The sequence below is a fragment of the Pseudomonas sp. SYWMCR5 genome, from assembly GCF_057197165.1.
Genome location: NZ_JBXUNH010000008.1, coordinates 22,927 through 39,547 on the forward strand (window position 1 = coordinate 22,927; position 16,621 = coordinate 39,547).

General features: G+C 65.3%; 14 protein-coding genes. 13 read left to right on the top strand and 1 reads right to left on the bottom strand.

Annotated features, from left to right (window positions below; all coding sequences use genetic code 11):
- Positions 1-5 precede the first annotated feature (5 nt).
- The 6 genes from AC2CGW_RS19660 to AC2CGW_RS19685 all read left to right on the top strand — a co-directional run bounded on the left by AC2CGW_RS19660 (position 6) and on the right by AC2CGW_RS19685 (position 7,558).
- Positions 6-2,162 carry a type I secretion system permease/ATPase gene (locus tag AC2CGW_RS19660; protein WP_186665447.1) on the top strand — a complete coding sequence of 719 codons (2,157 nt, stop codon included), beginning with the start codon at positions 6-8 and terminating at the stop codon, positions 2,160-2,162.
- Positions 2,152-3,528 (top strand): HlyD family type I secretion periplasmic adaptor subunit, encoded by a 1,377-nt coding sequence (locus AC2CGW_RS19665; protein ID WP_186665448.1) that lies wholly within the window; start codon positions 2,152-2,154, stop codon positions 3,526-3,528. Before AC2CGW_RS19660 ends, AC2CGW_RS19665 begins: the two co-directional genes overlap by 11 nt.
- Before the next feature lie 342 nt (positions 3,529-3,870).
- The gene (locus tag AC2CGW_RS19670; RefSeq protein WP_186710846.1) at positions 3,871-4,770 is read left to right on the top strand and encodes a TauD/TfdA dioxygenase family protein; all 900 of its coding nucleotides are present in this window, start codon (positions 3,871-3,873) and stop codon (positions 4,768-4,770) included.
- A gap of 18 nt (positions 4,771-4,788) precedes the next feature.
- The gene (locus AC2CGW_RS19675; RefSeq protein ID WP_186710844.1) at positions 4,789-5,808 is read left to right on the top strand and encodes an ABC transporter substrate-binding protein; all 1,020 of its coding nucleotides are present in this window, start codon (positions 4,789-4,791) and stop codon (positions 5,806-5,808) included.
- A 6-nt stretch (positions 5,809-5,814) separates the two neighbouring features.
- The gene (locus AC2CGW_RS19680; RefSeq protein ID WP_186710842.1) at positions 5,815-6,678 is read left to right on the top strand and encodes an ABC transporter ATP-binding protein; all 864 of its coding nucleotides are present in this window, start codon (positions 5,815-5,817) and stop codon (positions 6,676-6,678) included.
- A gap of 16 nt (positions 6,679-6,694) precedes the next feature.
- Positions 6,695-7,558 carry an ABC transporter permease gene (locus AC2CGW_RS19685; protein WP_186665452.1) on the top strand — a complete coding sequence of 288 codons (864 nt, stop codon included), beginning with the start codon at positions 6,695-6,697 and terminating at the stop codon, positions 7,556-7,558.
- A gap of 39 nt (positions 7,559-7,597) precedes the next feature.
- Here AC2CGW_RS19685 and AC2CGW_RS19690 read toward each other — a convergent pair whose 3' ends face one another.
- Positions 7,598-8,155, bottom strand: a complete 558-nt coding sequence (locus AC2CGW_RS19690) for a WCX domain-containing protein (RefSeq protein WP_484574471.1) — start codon at positions 8,153-8,155, stop codon at positions 7,598-7,600.
- 204 nt (positions 8,156-8,359) lie between these two features.
- Between AC2CGW_RS19690 and AC2CGW_RS19695 the strand changes: the two genes are divergently transcribed.
- The 7 genes from AC2CGW_RS19695 (at position 8,360) to AC2CGW_RS19725 (ending at position 16,580) form a co-directional block, all read left to right on the top strand.
- The gene (locus AC2CGW_RS19695) at positions 8,360-9,172 is read left to right on the top strand and encodes a tetratricopeptide repeat protein (protein ID WP_186710839.1); all 813 of its coding nucleotides are present in this window, start codon (positions 8,360-8,362) and stop codon (positions 9,170-9,172) included.
- A gap of 172 nt (positions 9,173-9,344) precedes the next feature.
- A complete protein-coding gene (locus AC2CGW_RS19700) occupies positions 9,345-9,788 on the top strand; it encodes a MarR family winged helix-turn-helix transcriptional regulator (protein ID WP_186665457.1) in 444 nt (147 codons plus the stop codon).
- Positions 9,785-11,872 carry an FUSC family protein gene (locus tag AC2CGW_RS19705; protein WP_484574472.1) on the top strand — a complete coding sequence of 696 codons (2,088 nt, stop codon included), beginning with the start codon at positions 9,785-9,787 and terminating at the stop codon, positions 11,870-11,872. Before AC2CGW_RS19700 ends, AC2CGW_RS19705 begins: the two co-directional genes overlap by 4 nt.
- Complete coding sequence (locus AC2CGW_RS19710) at positions 11,869-12,081, top strand: DUF1656 domain-containing protein (RefSeq protein ID WP_484574473.1); 213 nt, start codon at positions 11,869-11,871, stop codon at positions 12,079-12,081. Before AC2CGW_RS19705 ends, AC2CGW_RS19710 begins: the two co-directional genes overlap by 4 nt.
- Positions 12,078-12,953 (top strand): efflux RND transporter periplasmic adaptor subunit, encoded by an 876-nt coding sequence (locus tag AC2CGW_RS19715; RefSeq protein WP_186665461.1) that lies wholly within the window; start codon positions 12,078-12,080, stop codon positions 12,951-12,953. Before AC2CGW_RS19710 ends, AC2CGW_RS19715 begins: the two co-directional genes overlap by 4 nt.
- Positions 12,950-14,368 (top strand): efflux transporter outer membrane subunit, encoded by a 1,419-nt coding sequence (locus AC2CGW_RS19720; RefSeq protein WP_484574474.1) that lies wholly within the window; start codon positions 12,950-12,952, stop codon positions 14,366-14,368. The genes AC2CGW_RS19715 and AC2CGW_RS19720 overlap by 4 nt, the downstream gene beginning before the upstream one ends.
- 235 nt (positions 14,369-14,603) lie before the next feature.
- The gene (locus tag AC2CGW_RS19725; protein ID WP_484574475.1) at positions 14,604-16,580 is read left to right on the top strand and encodes a methyl-accepting chemotaxis protein; all 1,977 of its coding nucleotides are present in this window, start codon (positions 14,604-14,606) and stop codon (positions 16,578-16,580) included.
- Positions 16,581-16,621: the final 41 nt, after the last annotated feature.

Sequence of the window (16,621 nt, forward strand, 5' to 3'; positions counted from 1 at the left end):
GCCGCGTGGAATCTGAAGTCAGTCGAGTACAACTCAACCATGATCCACGCAGTCAGCATGACGATCCGCTACTGGACAGCCTGCTGACCCTGTGTGTCCTGCACCAGAAGCCCGCCAGCCGGGCCATGCTGACCACCGGCCTGCCGCTGCCGGCGCAGCGCCTGAGCGTCGAGCTGCTGCCGCGCGCCGCCGCGCGCGCGGGCTTGCAGGGGCGTTTGCTGCAGCGCAAGCTCGAGCAGATCCCCAGCATGGCCATGCCGGCCATGCTGCTATTGAAGGAAGGCCGCAGCGCCGTCCTGGTCGGTTGGGAAAATGAAGACACCGCGCGCCTGCTGCTCAGCGAGAGCGACGGCGGGGAAGTGCTGGTCACCCGCGAGGCGCTGCTCAGCGACTACAGCGGCAAAGTGTTCTTCGCTCAGCCGCAGCACAAGTTCGACGTCAACCACGGCAACTTGATCCCGCGCGCCCGCTCCTGGTTCCGCGACACCCTGATGCGCAGCAAATGGCTGTACATCGACGCCATCGCCGCCAGCCTGGTGATCAACCTGATTGCCCTGGCGGCGCCGCTGTTCGTGATGAACGTCTACGACCGCGTGGTTCCCAACCAGGCCACCTCGACCCTGTGGGTGCTGGCAGTGGGTATCGCCGGTGCCTATGTCTTCGACCTCATCCTCAAGGGGTTGCGCAGCCTCTGTCTGGACCTCGCCGGCAAGAAGACCGACCTGATCATTTCCGCGACGCTGTTCGAGCGGATCGTCGGTATGTCGATGAAGTACCGCCCCGCGCGGGTCGGCAGCTTTGCGCAGAACATCCACGAGTTCCAGGGGCTGCGCGACTTCCTCGCTTCGCTCACCCTCACCAGCCTTATCGACCTGCCGTTCACCCTGCTGATCCTGATGGTGATCGCCATCATCGGTGGGCACCTGGTATGGATTCCGGTTTTGGCCTTCCCGCTGGCCCTGGGCATCGGCTATGCCCTGCAGAAACCATTGATGGCGACGATGGAGCGCACCATGGCGCTGGCTTCCGAGCGCCAGTCCAGCCTCATCGAGACCCTTGCCGGGCTGGATGCGGTGAAGGTCAACAACGCCGAGAGCGAGCGCCAGTACATGTGGGAGCAGACCCTCGGCACGCTCAGCCGCCTCGAGCTGCGGGTCAAGGTCCTGTCGGGCCTGGCGATGAACATCACCATGCTGATCCAGCAGCTCGCCGGTGTGGCGATGATCTGTGTCGGCGTCTACCTGATCATCGACGGCAACCTCAGCATGGGCGGCCTGGTGGCCTGCTACATGCTCAGTGGCCGCGCGCTCGGCCCGCTGGGTCAGCTCAATGGGCTGCTGGCCCGCTACCAGCAGGCCAAGGTGACCATGGTCGCGACCGACCAGATGATGGAACTGCCCCAGGAGCGCAACTTCGAAGAGCGTCCGCTGAGCCGTCAGGTATTGCAGGGCGCGGTCGAGTTCCGCGGCGTCGAGTTCACCTACCCGAACCAGCAGAACCAGGCACTCAAGGGCATCAACCTGGTCATCCGGCCTGGTGAGAAAGTCGGCATCATCGGCCGCAGTGGTTCGGGCAAGAGCTCGCTGGCCAAGTTGATCGTTGGCCTTTATGAGGCCGACGGCGGCTCGCTGCTGGTGGATGGCGTCGATATCCGCCAGATCGACGTCAGCGAACTGCGCCACAACATCGGCTACGTGCCCCAGGATATCCAGTTGCTGGCCGGCACCCTGCGCGACAACCTGGTCAGCGGCGCCCGCTACATCGAAGACGAGCTGATCCTGCAGGCCGCAGAGCTGGCGGGCGTGCATGAGTTCGCCCGCCTGCACCCCGACGGTTACGAGCTGCAGGTCGGCGAGCGCGGCCAGAATCTCTCCGGCGGCCAGCGCCAGAACGTCGCCCTGGCCCGTGCGCTGCTGCTCAATCCGCAGATCCTGCTGCTCGACGAGCCCACCAGCGCCATGGACAACACTGGCGAAGAGCGACTCAAGCAGCGCCTTGGCGCGGTGATCGAAGGCAAGACCGTGCTGCTGGTCACTCACCGGGCGTCGTTGTTGTCGCTGGTGGACCGGTTGATTGTCATCGATCGTGGACAGATCGTCGCGGATGGCCCGAAAGCCGCCGTCATGGAAGCGCTGAAGAAGGGGCAGATCAGTGTTGCATAAGCTGGATATCGGGCGTTTCAAGGACAACCTGCGCCGCTACTTCAAGGGCTCCGAGTCGCTGGCAGGCCAGCCGCTGCCAGAGGTCAACAAGGCACTGATCGAAGATGCCCCGCGCATCGTGCGGCTGACCATCTGGGGCGTGATCGCCTTCTTCGTGTTCCTGATCGTCTGGGCCAGTGTCGCGCCCATCGATGAGGTGACGCGCGGCGAAGGCAAGGCCATCCCGTCGTCGAAGGTGCAGAAGATCCAGAACCTGGAAGGCGGGATCGTTGCGCAGATCTACGCCAAGGAGGGGGAGATCGTCGAAGTCGGCCAGCCGCTGTTGCGCCTGGACGAAACGCGCTTCGCCTCCAACGTCGACGAAACCGAGGCCTCACGCCTGGCCATGGCGCTGCGTGTACAGCGCCTGAGCGCCGAGGTCGACGACAAGCCACTGCAGATCGACGAGGAACTGCGCAAGGCTGCGCCGAGCCAGGCAGCCAGCGAGCAGTCGCTGTACCAGAGCCGCCGCCAGCAACTGCAGGATGAAATCAGCGGCCTGGAGCAGCAACTGGTGCAGAAGCAGCAGGAGCTGCGCGAGTTCAACTCCAAGCGCGCCCAGTACGCCAACAGCTTGCAGTTGCTGCGCCAGGAAATCTCCATGTCCGAGCCGCTGGTGGCCCAGGGCGCGATCTCGCAGGTCGAGGTGCTGCGCCTGCGCCGCGCCGAAGTCGAGAACCGTGGCCAGATGGACTCCACCGCCCTGGCCATTCCCCGCGCCGAGGCGGCGATCAAGGAAGTGCAGAGCAAGATCGAGGAAACCCGCGGCAAGTTCCGCAGCGAGGCCCTCACCCAGCTCAACGAGGCTCGCACCGAGCTGAACAAGGCCACGGCCACCAGCAAGGCGCTGGATGACCGGGTCAACCGCACAATGGTCACATCGCCGGTGCGCGGTATCGTCAAGCAACTGCTGGTGAACACCATCGGCGGCGTGATCCAGCCGGGCAGCGACATCATCGAGATCGTGCCGCTGGACGACACCTTGGTGGTGGAAGCGAAGATCCTGCCCAAGGATATTGCCTTCCTGCACCCGGGGCAGGAGGCCACGGTCAAATTCACCGCCTACGACTACACCATCTATGGCGGCCTGAAGGCCAAGCTCGAGCAAATCGGTGCCGACACCATCACCGATGAAGACAAGAAGACCACCTATTACCTGATCAAGCTGCGCACCGAGAAGAGCCATCTGGGCTCGGATGAGAAGCCGCTGCTGATCATCCCGGGCATGGTCGCCACGGTGGATATCCTCACCGGCAAGAAGACCATCATGAGCTACCTGCTCAAACCAATCATCAAGGCCCGCTCCGAGGCGCTGCGCGAGCGCTGATCACGACCCGGCCCGGTGGTCCCTGTAGGAGCGGGCTTGCCCGCGAAAAGAACACCGCGCTGCCTGGCACGGGCTACGCGCGTGTTCGCGGGACAAGTCGGGGCGCCGAACCGCCGCTCCTACACAGAAACTCCCGCAGTTTTTCCACCAGGCCATCGCAGCCCGTATATGCATATTCGCTAAAGATATTTAAATTTCCATTCTTATGACTTTATAGTCGCTCCTACTGCGTACCTGCCGACCAATCGGCGCGCCGCACGACTCGAACCCATACGGGAAATCCCCGTGCGTTTCTGAATCGATGCGCGCCCCTGGAAGTCGCGCACTGCGTGGGAGTGAACAATGTCAGCCGCCTCGAACGCCTTGTCGTCCATCGACAGCGCGCAGCCGCAACGCTTCGAAATCCGCCCCTTCTCCGGTGCCGTCGGTGCCGAGATCATCGGGCTGGACCTGTCCCGGCCGGTCAACGCCGAGGACTTCAACCGCATCCATCGCGCCCACCTCGACCACCATGTCCTGGTGTTCCGCGACCAGCGCATCACCCCCGAACAGCAGATCGCCTTCAGCCGCCGTTTCGGCGTGCTGCAGATCCATGTGCTCAAGCAGTTCCTGCTGGAAAACCACCCCGAAATCCTGATCGTTTCCAACATCATCGAAGACGGTCGCAACATTGGCCTGGGTGATGCCGGCAAGTTCTGGCATTCGGACCTCTCCTATAAAGAGCTGCCGAGCCTCGGTTCGATGCTGCATGCCCAGGAGCTGCCCAGCGAGGGCGGCGACACCCTGTTCGCCGACATGCACAAGGCCTGGGACGCTGTGCCCGACGCGCTACGCAAGGTCATCGAAGGGCGCAGCGCCGCGCATTCCTATACCGCCCGTTATTCGGAAACCAAGTTCGAAGGCAACTGGCGCCCGACCCTGACCGCCGAGCAACTGGCCCAGGTCAACGAAGTCATCCACCCGGTGGTGCGTACTCACCCGGAGAACGGCCGCAAGGCGCTGTTCGTCAGTGAGGGGTTCACCACTCGCATCGTCGGCCTGCCCGATGACGAAAGCCGCGATGTACTGCAGCAGCTCTACGCCCTGAGCGTGCTCGAGCAGAACATCTACCGTCACGCCTGGCAGCCCCACGACATGGTGTTCTGGGACAACCGTTCGTTGATCCACCTGGCTGCCGGCTGCCCCGCGCACCTGCGCCGCAAGCTCTATCGCACCACCATCCAGGGCGATGCCCCGTTCTGACGACTGAGGACTCTCATCATGCGTAAATCCATCAGCCGCCTGGCGGCCAGCATCGGCCTGGGCGCGAGCCTGATCGTAGGCGGCCTCGCGGCGCCGGCGGTGGCCCAGGCCGAAGGCAAGATCCGTATCGCCGAGCAGTTCGGCATCGTGTACCTGTTGCTCAACGTCGTTCGTGACCAGCAACTGATCGAGAAGCACGGCAAGGAGCAGGGCATCGACATTCAGGTCGACTGGGCGCAGCTTTCCGGCGGCGCGGCGATCAACGACGCGTTGCTGTCGGGCTCGGTGGACATCGCCGGCGCCGGCGTCGGGCCGCTGCTGACCGTCTGGGATCGCACCTACGGTCGGCAGAACGTCAAGGCCGTGGCCTCGCTGGGCAACTTCCCGTACTACCTGGTCAGCAGCAATCCCAATGTGAAGACCATCGCCGACATTTCCGAGAAGGACCGTATCGCCGTGCCGGCGGTGGGTGTTTCGGTGCAGTCGCGCTTCCTGCAGTACGCGGCGGCCAAGCAGTGGGGCGACAAGGAGTACAACCGCCTCGACAAGTACACCCTGGCCGTGCCGCATCCGGATGCCACAGCCGCGCTGCTGGCCGGCGGCACCGAACTCAACGGGCATTTCTCCAACCCGCCGTTCCAGGACCAGGCCCTGGCCAACAAGAACGTGCACATCGTGCTCAACAGCTATGACCTGCTCGGCCCCAACTCGCCGACCCTGCTGTTCGCCACCGAGAAATTCCGCAAGGACAACCCCAAGACCTACAAGGCATTCATCGATGCGCTCGCCGAAGCCGCCGACTTCGCCCAGAAAGACAAGGCCGCAGCCGCCGACACCTACATCCGCGTGACCAAGGCCAAGATCGATCGCGATGCGTTGATCAAGCTGATCGACAACCCGCAGTACGAGTTCACCATCACGCCGAAGAACACTTACCCGCTGGCCGAATTCCTCTACCGGGTCGGCGCCATCAAGCACAAGCCCGAGTCGTGGAAGGACTACTTCTTCCAGGATGAGCGCCCATTGCAAGGGAGCTGATCGACCATGACCGCCCCATTGCCAGGCCACACGGTCAGCAACCTGAGCCGTGTCGACACCCCACCGCTGCTCAAGGTGGACAATCTCAGCCTCGAATACCGCACCGCGCAGCGCGTGGTGCGGGCCACTCACCAGGTCAGCTTCGAAGTCGATCGCGCCGACCGCTTCGTGCTGCTGGGCCCATCCGGGTGCGGCAAGTCGACCTTGCTCAAGGCCGTGGCCGGCTTCATCGAGCCGCGCGAAGGGCAGATCCTGTTGCAGGGCCAGCCGGTCAAGGGCCCAGGCCCTGACCGCATCGTCGTGTTCCAGGAGTTCGACCAGTTGCCGCCGTGGAAGACGGTCAAGCAGAACGTCATGTTTCCGCTGCTGGTCTCGGGCCAGCTCAAGCGCGCCGAAGCCGAGGCGCGGGCGTTGCACTATCTGGAGAAGGTCGGCCTGGCCGCCTTCGCCGATGCCTACCCACACACCTTGTCTGGCGGTATGAAGGCGCGCGTGGCGATTGCCCGCGCGTTGGCCACGCAGCCGAAGGTGCTGCTGATGGACGAGCCCTTCGCCGCGCTCGACGCCCTGACCCGGCGCAAGATGCAGGAAGAATTGCTGCTGTTGTGGGAAGAGGTGCGCTTCACGCTGCTGTTTGTCACCCACTCTATCGAGGAGGCGCTGGTGGTGGGCAACCGCATCCTCTTGCTGTCGCCGCATCCGGGACGGGTACGGGCCGAGGTGCACAGCCACCAATACGACCTGGGCAGCCTGGGTGGCAGCGATTTCCAGGCCAGCGCCCGGCGTATCCATCGCCTGCTGTTCGACGAAGCCGGTGAGCCGGAGCAGGCCTCGGATCTGGGCTTCAACGATATCCGCATCGCTTACTGACAGGAGGAGCCTGCGCATGACGACCACACCTGCACGCCAGGAATACGAAGTGCCGCTGCAGCCTTTGCCAGGGCTTTCGCTGGAGCGCGATCTGCCGCTTGCCCAACGTCTGTGGCAACAGGCCTGGTTGCGCAAGACCGTGATTCTTGTACTGCTCGCCCTGATCTGGGAGGCGGTGGCGCGCTATACCGCCAACGACCTGCTGCTGCCGACCTTTCTGCAAACGGCGGCGGCATTCTGGGACGGCATGGCCAGTGGCGAGCTGCCGGCCAAGGTCGGCGTCTCGCTGGTGGTGCTGCTCAAGGGCTATGTGCTGGGGATCGTACTGGCCTTCGGTTTGACCAGCCTGGCGGTCTCGACCCAGTTCGGCCGCGACCTGCTGGGTACCCTGACCTCCATGTTCAACCCACTGCCGGCCATCGCACTGTTGCCGCTGGCCCTCTTGTGGTTTGGCCTGGGCGACAACAGCCTGATCTTCGTGCTGGTGCATTCGGTGCTCTGGGCACTGGCGCTCAACACCTACGCGGGCTTTCTCGGGGTGTCCGAGACCCTGCGCATGGCCGGGCGCAACTATGGCCTGCGTGGGTTGCGACTGGTGCTGCACATCCTGGTGCCGGCGGCATTGCCGTCGATTCTCTCGGGTCTGAAGATCGGCTGGGCCTTCGCCTGGCGCACCCTGATCGCCGCCGAGCTGGTGTTCGGCGCCAGCAGCGGCAAGGGCGGGCTGGGCTGGTACATCTTCCAGAACCGCAACGAGCTGTACACCGACAAGGTATTTGCCGGGCTGGCGGTGGTGATCCTGATCGGCTTGCTGGTGGAGGGCTTGGTGTTCAATACCCTCGAGCGGTTGACCGTACGGCGTTGGGGGATGCAGAGGTAGTTCCGCGCGCAAGCAGGTTGGGTGCCTGTTTCTGCGTTATCAGGCCAGGTATCGGGCGGCCGCATTACTCAGCGTCTTGTGAATCTCATCTCTCAACGCCTCCGGCTGCTCGACCACCACGGCCTCACCCTGGCCCAATACCCACCAGCGTAACGTCCAGCCGTCTTCTACCGTCGCCCGCAATCGATGGCCATGTTGCAGCGCCGTCAACTGCATGTTCGCGCTCAGCGGCACTTCTCGCAGCTGTCGCGCCAGCTGATCGCTGACCCACGCCTGCAGTTCCAGCCCCGTGCCCTGGCGGGGCTGCTGCGGGTCGCCGCGCAGGTAGTCCAGCAAGTCAAAATTGCCACGCGGCTCGCCCATGGCGCTGGCCGACCAATGCCAGCCGAATGGAATGCTCTTGTCATTGCGCTCCAGCGGGAAGATCAGCGACAACTCGTTGAGGTCGCGCTCGACTGTGCGCTTGCTGACATTGAAGCCGACATCGCGCAGTCGCCAGACCAGTTCGGCGCTGGTGACTCCCGGTGAACGGCTGGGCAATTGACGCAGCAGCGCCCACTGGCGGCTGAGGGTGGCGCGGGTAGTGGCGAACGGCAAAGGGTAACGTCCTTGTCTAGGCTTGCGGCATTAGCATGGCGGGCACCGCGGCAGATGGCAATTCGCTACTTTGCGCTGAGATCGCGGAACCGCGATTTGGTTGCGTCGAGGTGAATCGTTCGCGACAGGTTTCGTCGTGTCGTCGCGCAGAATCGCCTCATCACAGTCGAGGTCGGAACTGTGGGACGTTCAATGAGGATGAACATGTCTGCTGCCAGCAATATCCATTCGCTGCTCGCCCGTCTCCTGCCCGAGCGCATCGTGCCTGCGCCAGCCATTCCACGGCGACACCTGCGCCTGTTCGCTGGCGTCGGCATGCCCACCCAGTGGGCGGTGCTGGGTGAGCGCTCTGCGCTGGTGAGCCGTCTGGACGAGGCAGTGGATGTGCAGGCGATCTACACCGACCTGCGGCACCAGGCACTGGAAGGCAATGCCGCGGTGCTCAACGACCTGGGCTGGATCTGGCTCAATGGCCGCTACTGGCGCGCCGACACGGCGCTGGCCAGCCATCTGCTGCGCATGGCAGCGTTGCAGGGCAATGCTGCAGCCTGGTTCAACCTGGGGCAGCAGCACTATTTCGGCAAAGGCGTGGCGGTGTGCTATGCCACCGCTGCGGAGCATTACCGGCATGCTTTCGAGCGGGGGCTGTCGCACGCTGCCGCGGCCCTGGGCGACCTGTACGAGGAAGAAGTCTGCGATGCCGATCAGGACTGGGAGGTGGACCTGGCCGAGGCTTACCAGTGGTTCCTGCGCGGAGCCCAGCGTGGCGAGGCACGTTGCCGGTTCGAGGTGGGTTACCGGCTGCTGTATGGACTGCATGTCGAACCGGATACGCGGGCGGCGCTGTACTGGCTGGAGCTCGCGGCAGGGGCTGGGGTGATGCAGGCGGCCGAGGAACTGGCAGTGCATTTCAGTCGCCGCGATGGGGCGCGCTACCTGGAGTGGCGCGATCAGGCGATCGCACTGGGCAGCACCCTGGCCTTGACCATGAAGCTGGAGGATCAGGTTCAGTCTTGAGTCCGGTGGGGTGGTGAGGCCTTCGCGGGCGCGTGGGAGCGGGCTTGCCCGCGAAGGCCTCGCCGCCGATCCCGACTGTAAACACACTGTTCATCGCCCCCGGTTGACGAGGGGGGGAGGGCTGGGCGTATATTGATAGTTAGCAAACTATGAATATCCTCGGTTCCTCCATATGACACTCGATGCACTGCACCTGAAAGTCAGCAGCGGCATGGTCGTTGCCGGTCGTCACTGGCGACGCATCTGCCATGCGGCGCTGACCGGCTATGGCATCTCCGAGGCCTGCGCGGTGCCGTTGCTGATGATCGTGCGCCTGGGCGATGGCGTGCATCAGGTGGCCGTGGCCCAGGCCGCCGGCCTGGAAAGCCCGTCGCTGGTGCGTCTGCTCGACCAACTGTGCAAGGCCGGGCTGGTGTGCCGCACCGAGGATCCGCTCGACCGACGCGCCAAGGCGCTGAGCCTGACCGCCGAAGGACGTACCCTGGCCGAATCCATCGAGCGCGAGCTGGTGCGCCTGCGTCGCGAGGTGTTGCATGGCATCTCGGCTGCCGACCTGGAAGCGACCCTGCGGGTGATCCGTGCCTTCGAAGTCGCTGCACAGGGGACGTCGGCGTGAACGGCTTCTTCAGTTCAGTGCCGCCTGCCCGCGACTGGTTCTACGGCGTGCGTACCTTCGCCGCGTCGATGATTGCCCTGTACATCGCCTTGCTGATGCAACTGCCGCGCCCCTACTGGGCGATGGCCACGGTCTATATCGTCTCCAGCCCCTTCGTCGGCCCCACCAGTTCCAAGGCGCTGTACCGCGCGGTCGGCACGCTGCTCGGTGCGGGTGGTGCGGTGCTGCTGGTGCCGCCGCTGGTGCAGTCGCCCTTGTTGCTGAGCATCGCCATCGCCCTGTGGACCGGCACCTTGCTGTTTCTCTCGCTGAACCTGCGCACGGCCAACAACTACATGCTGATGCTGGCCGGCTACACCTTGCCGATGATTGCCCTGGCCGTGGTCGACAACCCGCTCGCGGTGTTCGATGTCGCCTCTTCGCGGGCCCAGGAAATCTGCCTTGGCATCGTCTGCGCCGCCGTGGTGGGAGCGATATTCTGGCCGCGTCGTCTGGCGCCGGTGGTGATGGGCGCCACGGGCACCTGGTTTGGCGAGGCGATCCGCTACAGCGATCTGTACCTGAGCCGAGAAGCTGTGGCCGAAAAGGTCGCGGGCCTGCGCGGCTCGATGGTTGCCACCTTCAACAGCCTGGAGCTGATGATCGGCCAGCTCGGCCACGAAGGCGCCGGCCCGCACACCGTGAAGAACGCCCGCGAGCTGCGCGGCCGGATGATTCACCTGCTGCCGGTGATCGATGCCCTCGACGACGCGCTGGTCGCCCTCGAAGGCCGTGCGCCGGAGCAGTTTGCACAGGTCCAGCCGCTGCTGGCATCGGCCCGCGAGTGGCTCAAGGGCACCGCCGACAGCGCTTCGGTCGCGCGCTGGACCGCGCTGCACGAGCAGATCGACCGCCTGCAACCGCGCGCCGATGCGCTCGACCAGCGCCACGCCCTGCTGCTGTCCAACGCCCTCTACCGCCTCAGCGAATGGCTCGATCTCTGGCAGGACTGCTGCACCCTGCAGCATGCACTGCGCCTGGACGACACCAAGCCCTGGCGGGCGGTCTACCGTCATTGGCGGCTGGGCCGCCTGACGCCATTCTTCGACCGCGGCCTGATGCTGTATTCGGTGTTCTCCACCGTCACCGCGATCGTCGTCGCCTGTGGCCTGTGGATCGGGCTGGGGTGGAACGACGGCGCCAGTGCCGTGATCCTCGCCGCCGTGGCCTGCAGTTTCTTTGCGGCGATGGACGACCCAGCGCCGCAGATTTACCGCTTTTTCTTCTGGACGCTGATGTCGGTGATCTTCTCCAGCGTCTATCTGTTCCTGGTGCTGCCGAACCTGCACGACTTCCCGATGCTGGTGCTGGCATTCGCCGTACCCTTCATCGTGGTCGGCACCCTCACCGTGCAGCCGCGCTTCTACCTCGGCACCCTGCTGACCATCGTCAACACCTCGACCTTCATCAGCATCCAGGGCGCCTACGACGCCGACTTCTTCACCTTCCTCAATGCCAACCTGGCAGGCCCGGTGGGGCTGCTGTTTGCCTTCATCTGGACCCTGGTGGTGCGCCCGTTCGGTGTGGAGCTGGCCGCCAAGCGCATGACCCGCTTCGCCTGGCGCGACATCGTCGAGATGACCGAGCCTGCGACCTTGGCTGAACAGCGCAAGGTAGGCGTGCAGATGCTCGATCGCCTGATGCAGCATCTGCCGCGCCTGTCGCAGACCGGCCAGGACAGCGGCATCGCCCTGCGCGACCTGCGTGTGGGCCTGAACCTGCTCGACCTGCTGGCCTACATGCCGCGTGTGGGCCTGCAGGCCCGTGAGCGCCTGCAGACCGTCATCGAAGAAGTCGGCGGCCATTACTCAAGCTGCCTGCGTGCCGGCGAGCGTTTGCACGCACCTGCAGCGCTGCTGCGCAACATGGAGCGGGCACGCCTGGCGTTGGCGCCTGACCAACTGAACGAGCGCGGCGAGCCCCGTGTCCACCTGCTGCATGCCCTGGCCGGCTTGCGCCTGGCACTGTTGCCAGGCGTCGAGGTGATGCTCGAGCCGGTCGAACAACCGCAACTGCCACCTGGAATCGACGGAGCGCCGCTGTGATCGGTGAAATGGATATCAGCGGGGTGTTCCTGCCCACGCTGCTGGTGATGATGTTTGCCACCTACCTGCTGTTCCTGGGCGTGCACGCTGTGCTGGTGCGCCTGCATTTCTACCGCCTGGTCTGGCACCGGGCGTTGTTCAACGTTGCCCTCTACGCCGTACTGCTGGGTGCGGTGGATCACTTTTGCCGAAGCCTGATGCTGCCATGAAAAAACCGTTGTTGACCTTGGGCCGTGTGGTCCTGACATTGCTGGTGGTGACCTTCGCGGCCGTGCTGGTCTGGCAGATGGTCGTGTACTACATGTTCGCCCCCTGGACCCGCGACGGCCATATCCGCGCCGACGTGATTCAGATCGCCCCGGATGTGTCCGGGCTGATCCAGAAGGTCGAGGTGCGCGACAACCAGGTGGTCAAGCGTGGTGACGTGCTGTTCACCATCGACCAGGACCGCTTCGGCCTGGCCTTGCGCCAGGCCCGGGCGACCCTGGCCGAGCGCGAGGAAACCCTGGCCCAGGCCGCCCGCGAAACCCGGCGCAATCGCAAGCTGGGCAACCTGGTGGCGGCCGAGCAGCTTGAAGAGAGCCAGTCGCGCGAGGCCCGTGCCCGCTCGGCGGTGAGCGAGGCGCAGGTGGCGGTCGATACCGCCCAGCTCAACCTCGACCGTTCGGTGGTGCGCAGCCCGGTGGATGGCTACCTCAACGACCGCGCCCCGCGTGCCCATGAGTTCGTCACGGCGGGCCGGCCAGTGCTGTCGGTGGTCGACAGTGCCTCGTACCATGTCGATGGCTATTTCGAGGAAACCAAGCTCAGTGGCATCCATGTCGGCGATGCCGTGGACATCCGCGTGATGGGCGATGACACGCGCCTGCGCGGCCATGTCGAAAGCCTGTCGGCAGGGATCGAGGACCGTGACCGCGTCAGTGGCGCCAACCTGTTGCCCAACGTCAACCCGGCGTTCAGCTGGGTGCGCCTGGCCCAGCGGATCCCGGTGCGCATCGCCTTCGATGAGGTGCCGGCAGACTTCCGCATGATCGCCGGGCGTACCGCGACAGTGTCGATCATCGAGGGCCCGCGGCCATGAAGCGCCTGATGCTGGCAGGGCTGGCGCTGTCGCTGGGGGCCTGCGCCATGGTCGGCCCCGACTACCAGGTGCCCGAGGATGCCGCGGTGCAGCGCAGCGACCTGAACGGCCCGTTGCGCCAGGATGCCGCGAGCGTGGTGTCGGCACCGGTGCCGGATGATTGGTGGCAGTTGTACCAGGACCCGCGCCTCAATGCGCTGGTGCGCCAGGCGTTGAGCGCCAACACCGAGTTGCGCGTGGCGGCGGCGAACATCGCCAAGGCCCGCGCGCAGGTCGAGGTCGCCGAGTCGCAGGGGGGCTTCAGCGGCGGCGCTAAGGCCGGTGCCCAGCGTCTGCAGGAGTCCGGCGAAGCGTTCCTGCTGCCGGAGAAAGTCCCGGTGGCCAACATCGGCGAGGCGATTCTCAGCGCCTCGTACCAGTTTGACCTGTGGGGCACCTTCAAGCGCGGCACCGAAGCTGCCAAGGCCAATGCCGACGCGGTGCAGGCAGCCGCCGACACCGCGCGCATCACCCTGGTGGCCGATGTGGTCAAGGCCTACACCCAGGTGTGCTCGGCCAATGAGGAGTACCACATCGCCCGCGAATCGCTCGACCTGCAGCAGCAGAGCGTGCAGTTGAACCAGCGCCTGCGCGATGCCGGCCGTGGCGACGAGACCCTCGTCACTCGCTCGCAGACCCAGTTCAAGTCGTTGCGCGCCGAGCTGCCGCGCTTCAAGGCCGAGCGCGAGGCTGGGCTCTATACCCTCGCCGCATTGCTGGCCAAACCGGTCGACCAGTTGCCGCCTGGCACCGCCGAGTGCGCCGAGCTGCCGCATCTGGCCCAACTGATTCCGGTGGGCGATGGCGCGGCGCTGCTCAAGCGCCGTCCCGACGTGCGTCAGGCCGAGCGCCAACTGGCGGCTGCCACCGCGACCATTGGCGTGGCCACCGGCGCCCTGTATCCGAACATCAGCATTGGCGCCCAGGTCGGCACCATCGGCATTCTTGATAACCTCGGCGAGCCTTCGACCAACCGCTGGGGCTTCGGCCCGCAGATCAGCTGGGCCATCCCCACCAACGGCACCCGCGCCCGGATCCGCGAAGCCGAAGCCTCGACCCAGGCCGCGCTGGCGCATTTCGATGGCGTGGTGCTCAACGCCATCCGCGAAACCCAGACCCGCCTGGCGCAGTACAGCGCCCTGCTGGACCGTCGCGATGCCTTGGCCGACGCCGAGCGTTCGGCGCAGGAAGCGGCCGACCAGACCCATCGCTGCTATGAGGCCGGGCGCGAGTCGTTCCTCGCCGACCTGCAGGCGACCCGCGCCTACACCGACGTGCGTGCGCAACTGGCGGCAGCCAATACCCAGGTGGCGATGGGACAGATCGGCGTGTTCCTGGCGCTGGGTGGTGGCTGGAAGGCCACAGCGCCTCAGTGAGTAGGGTATTCGTGAGTTTGTAGGAGCGGGCTTGCCCGCGAAGCAGGCGCCGCGATTCCACGGTCACACCGCATGGAAAACGTTTGCGCATTTCCCGGTCCGACACTCAAGTATTCCCCCGCGACGCCGATCTATTAGCACCAGCGTCCCGGAAGAGGACGCGATTTCCCGTTCAATATGAAGCGGGTGGTCAGCGTGATCAGGACGATCCCGGCCTCTTGCCAGGAGCTTCGCAATGTCTCGACCCCGTGCCCGGATTGCCTCGCAACTCGGCATCGCCCTCGCCATCGTGCTGGCGCTGGTGATCACCGGCAGTACCCTGTTCGCCCTGCGCTCGCTGGACGACGCCAACCTCGCCACCCGCCAGCAACACCTGGCCAGTGAAGCGCGGCTGCTGGCCGACCAGCTCGACACCTTCCACGGCTCGCTCAAGGACAACACCCAGCGCCTGAGTGGCCTGTTCGAGCGCCGCTTTGCCTCGGGTCTGTCGTTGCATGCCGACGAGACCGTGCAGGTAGCCGGCCAGGCCACGCCCGCCCTGTACCTGGGCGACCAGCTGATGAACAACGACTTCAGGGTCGTCGATGAATTCCAGCAGATGACTGCCGGCATCGCGACGCTGTTCGTGCGCAGCGGCGATGACTTCGTGCGCATCACCACCAACCTCAAGAAGCAGGACGGCAGCCGCGCCATCGGCACGCAGCTGGATCGCCAGCACCCAGCCTACGCCAAGCTGCTCGCCGGGCAGATGTATGTAGGGCGTGCGCTGCTGTTCGACCGCAACTACATGACCCGCTACGTGCCGGTGAGCGATGCCAGCGGCCGGGTGATCGCCGTGCTGTTCGTCGGCTTCGACTACACCGATGCGCAGAATGCGCAGTTCGCCAATCTCAAGCGCTTCCGCATCGGCCAGACCGGCTCGCTGGCGCTGCTCGACAACCAGGGGCAGTGGCTGGTGCCGCCTGCGGGCGTGGCCGATCCGCAGGCTGCGGTTGCCGCAGTGGCCGGCCTGGGCGACAAGGGCCGCTTCTGGACCAACGGCCAGCAGCAACTGTTCAGCGTGGTCGAACCCTTTGCCGAGGGGCCGTGGACTGTTGTGGCGAGCATGCCCGAGGCGGAAATCCGCGAGGTGACCTGGAGTGTCGGCCTGCGCCTGGCGATCGGCAGCCTGCTGGCGATGGTCCTGGCCGTGCTCGCCACGCTCTGGCTGCTGCGGCGCAAGCTGCGCCCGCTGGACGACCTGGTGCGCCAGGCCGAAGCCCTGGGCGCGGGTGATCTCAGTGCGCGCCTGGCGGTGACCAGCGAAGACGAGATTGGCCAACTGGCGCGCAGCTTCAACCAGATGGGGAATGCCCTGGCGACCATGGTCGAGCACATTCGCAGTGCTTCCGAGCAGGTCAGCGCGCGCTCGCGCTCCCTGGCCGGGCTTTCGTCTGGTGCCTGCGAGGGCATGGAGCAGCAGTCAGGCGAGATCACCAGCATGGCTGGCGCCGTCGAGGAGTTCAGCGCCACGTCGATGAACATCGCCGAGAACATGGCCGGCACCGAGCGCATGGCCCAGGACAACGCCCAGCAGACGCGCATCGGCCGCAGCGCCATGGACCAGGCGTCCGTCTCGCTCAAGCAGATCGCCGAGGCGCTGGGCGGCACCGCCACGGTGATGGACAGCCTGGGCGCACGGTCGCAGGAAATCGGCGGCATCGTCGGGGTCATCACCGCGATTGCCGAGCAGACCAACTTGCTGGCGCTCAACGCCGCCATCGAGGCGGCCCGCGCTGGCGAGCAGGGCCGTGGTTTCGCCGTGGTCGCCGACGAAGTGCGTGGCCTGGCGGCGCGCACGCGTCAGGCCACCGACGAGATTTCCGGGATGATCGCCAGTATCCAGCAGCAGACCGGGCATGCCATCAGCACCCTGGAGCAGGGCAATCGCCTGATGCAGGAAGGCCTGGAACGCAACGACAAGGTCGCTGAGGCACTGGCGCGCATCGACGAGCAGAGCCGCGCGGCGGGCGAGCAGTTCACGGCCATCAGCACTGCGACCCAGGAGCAGAGCAGCACCGCGAACCTGCTCAGCCGTAACCTGCAGAGCATCGCCCAGGCCAACAGCGAGCAGCACGACGTGGCCAATGAACTGGCGGCCACGGCCAAGGAGCTCGAGGGCCTGGCCGGGCAGTTGCGCCAGGAAGTGGATCGCTTCCGGGTCGGCGGTTGACCTGATCGGACCAGGGCTGCGATGCGGCCCTGGATGCAAGT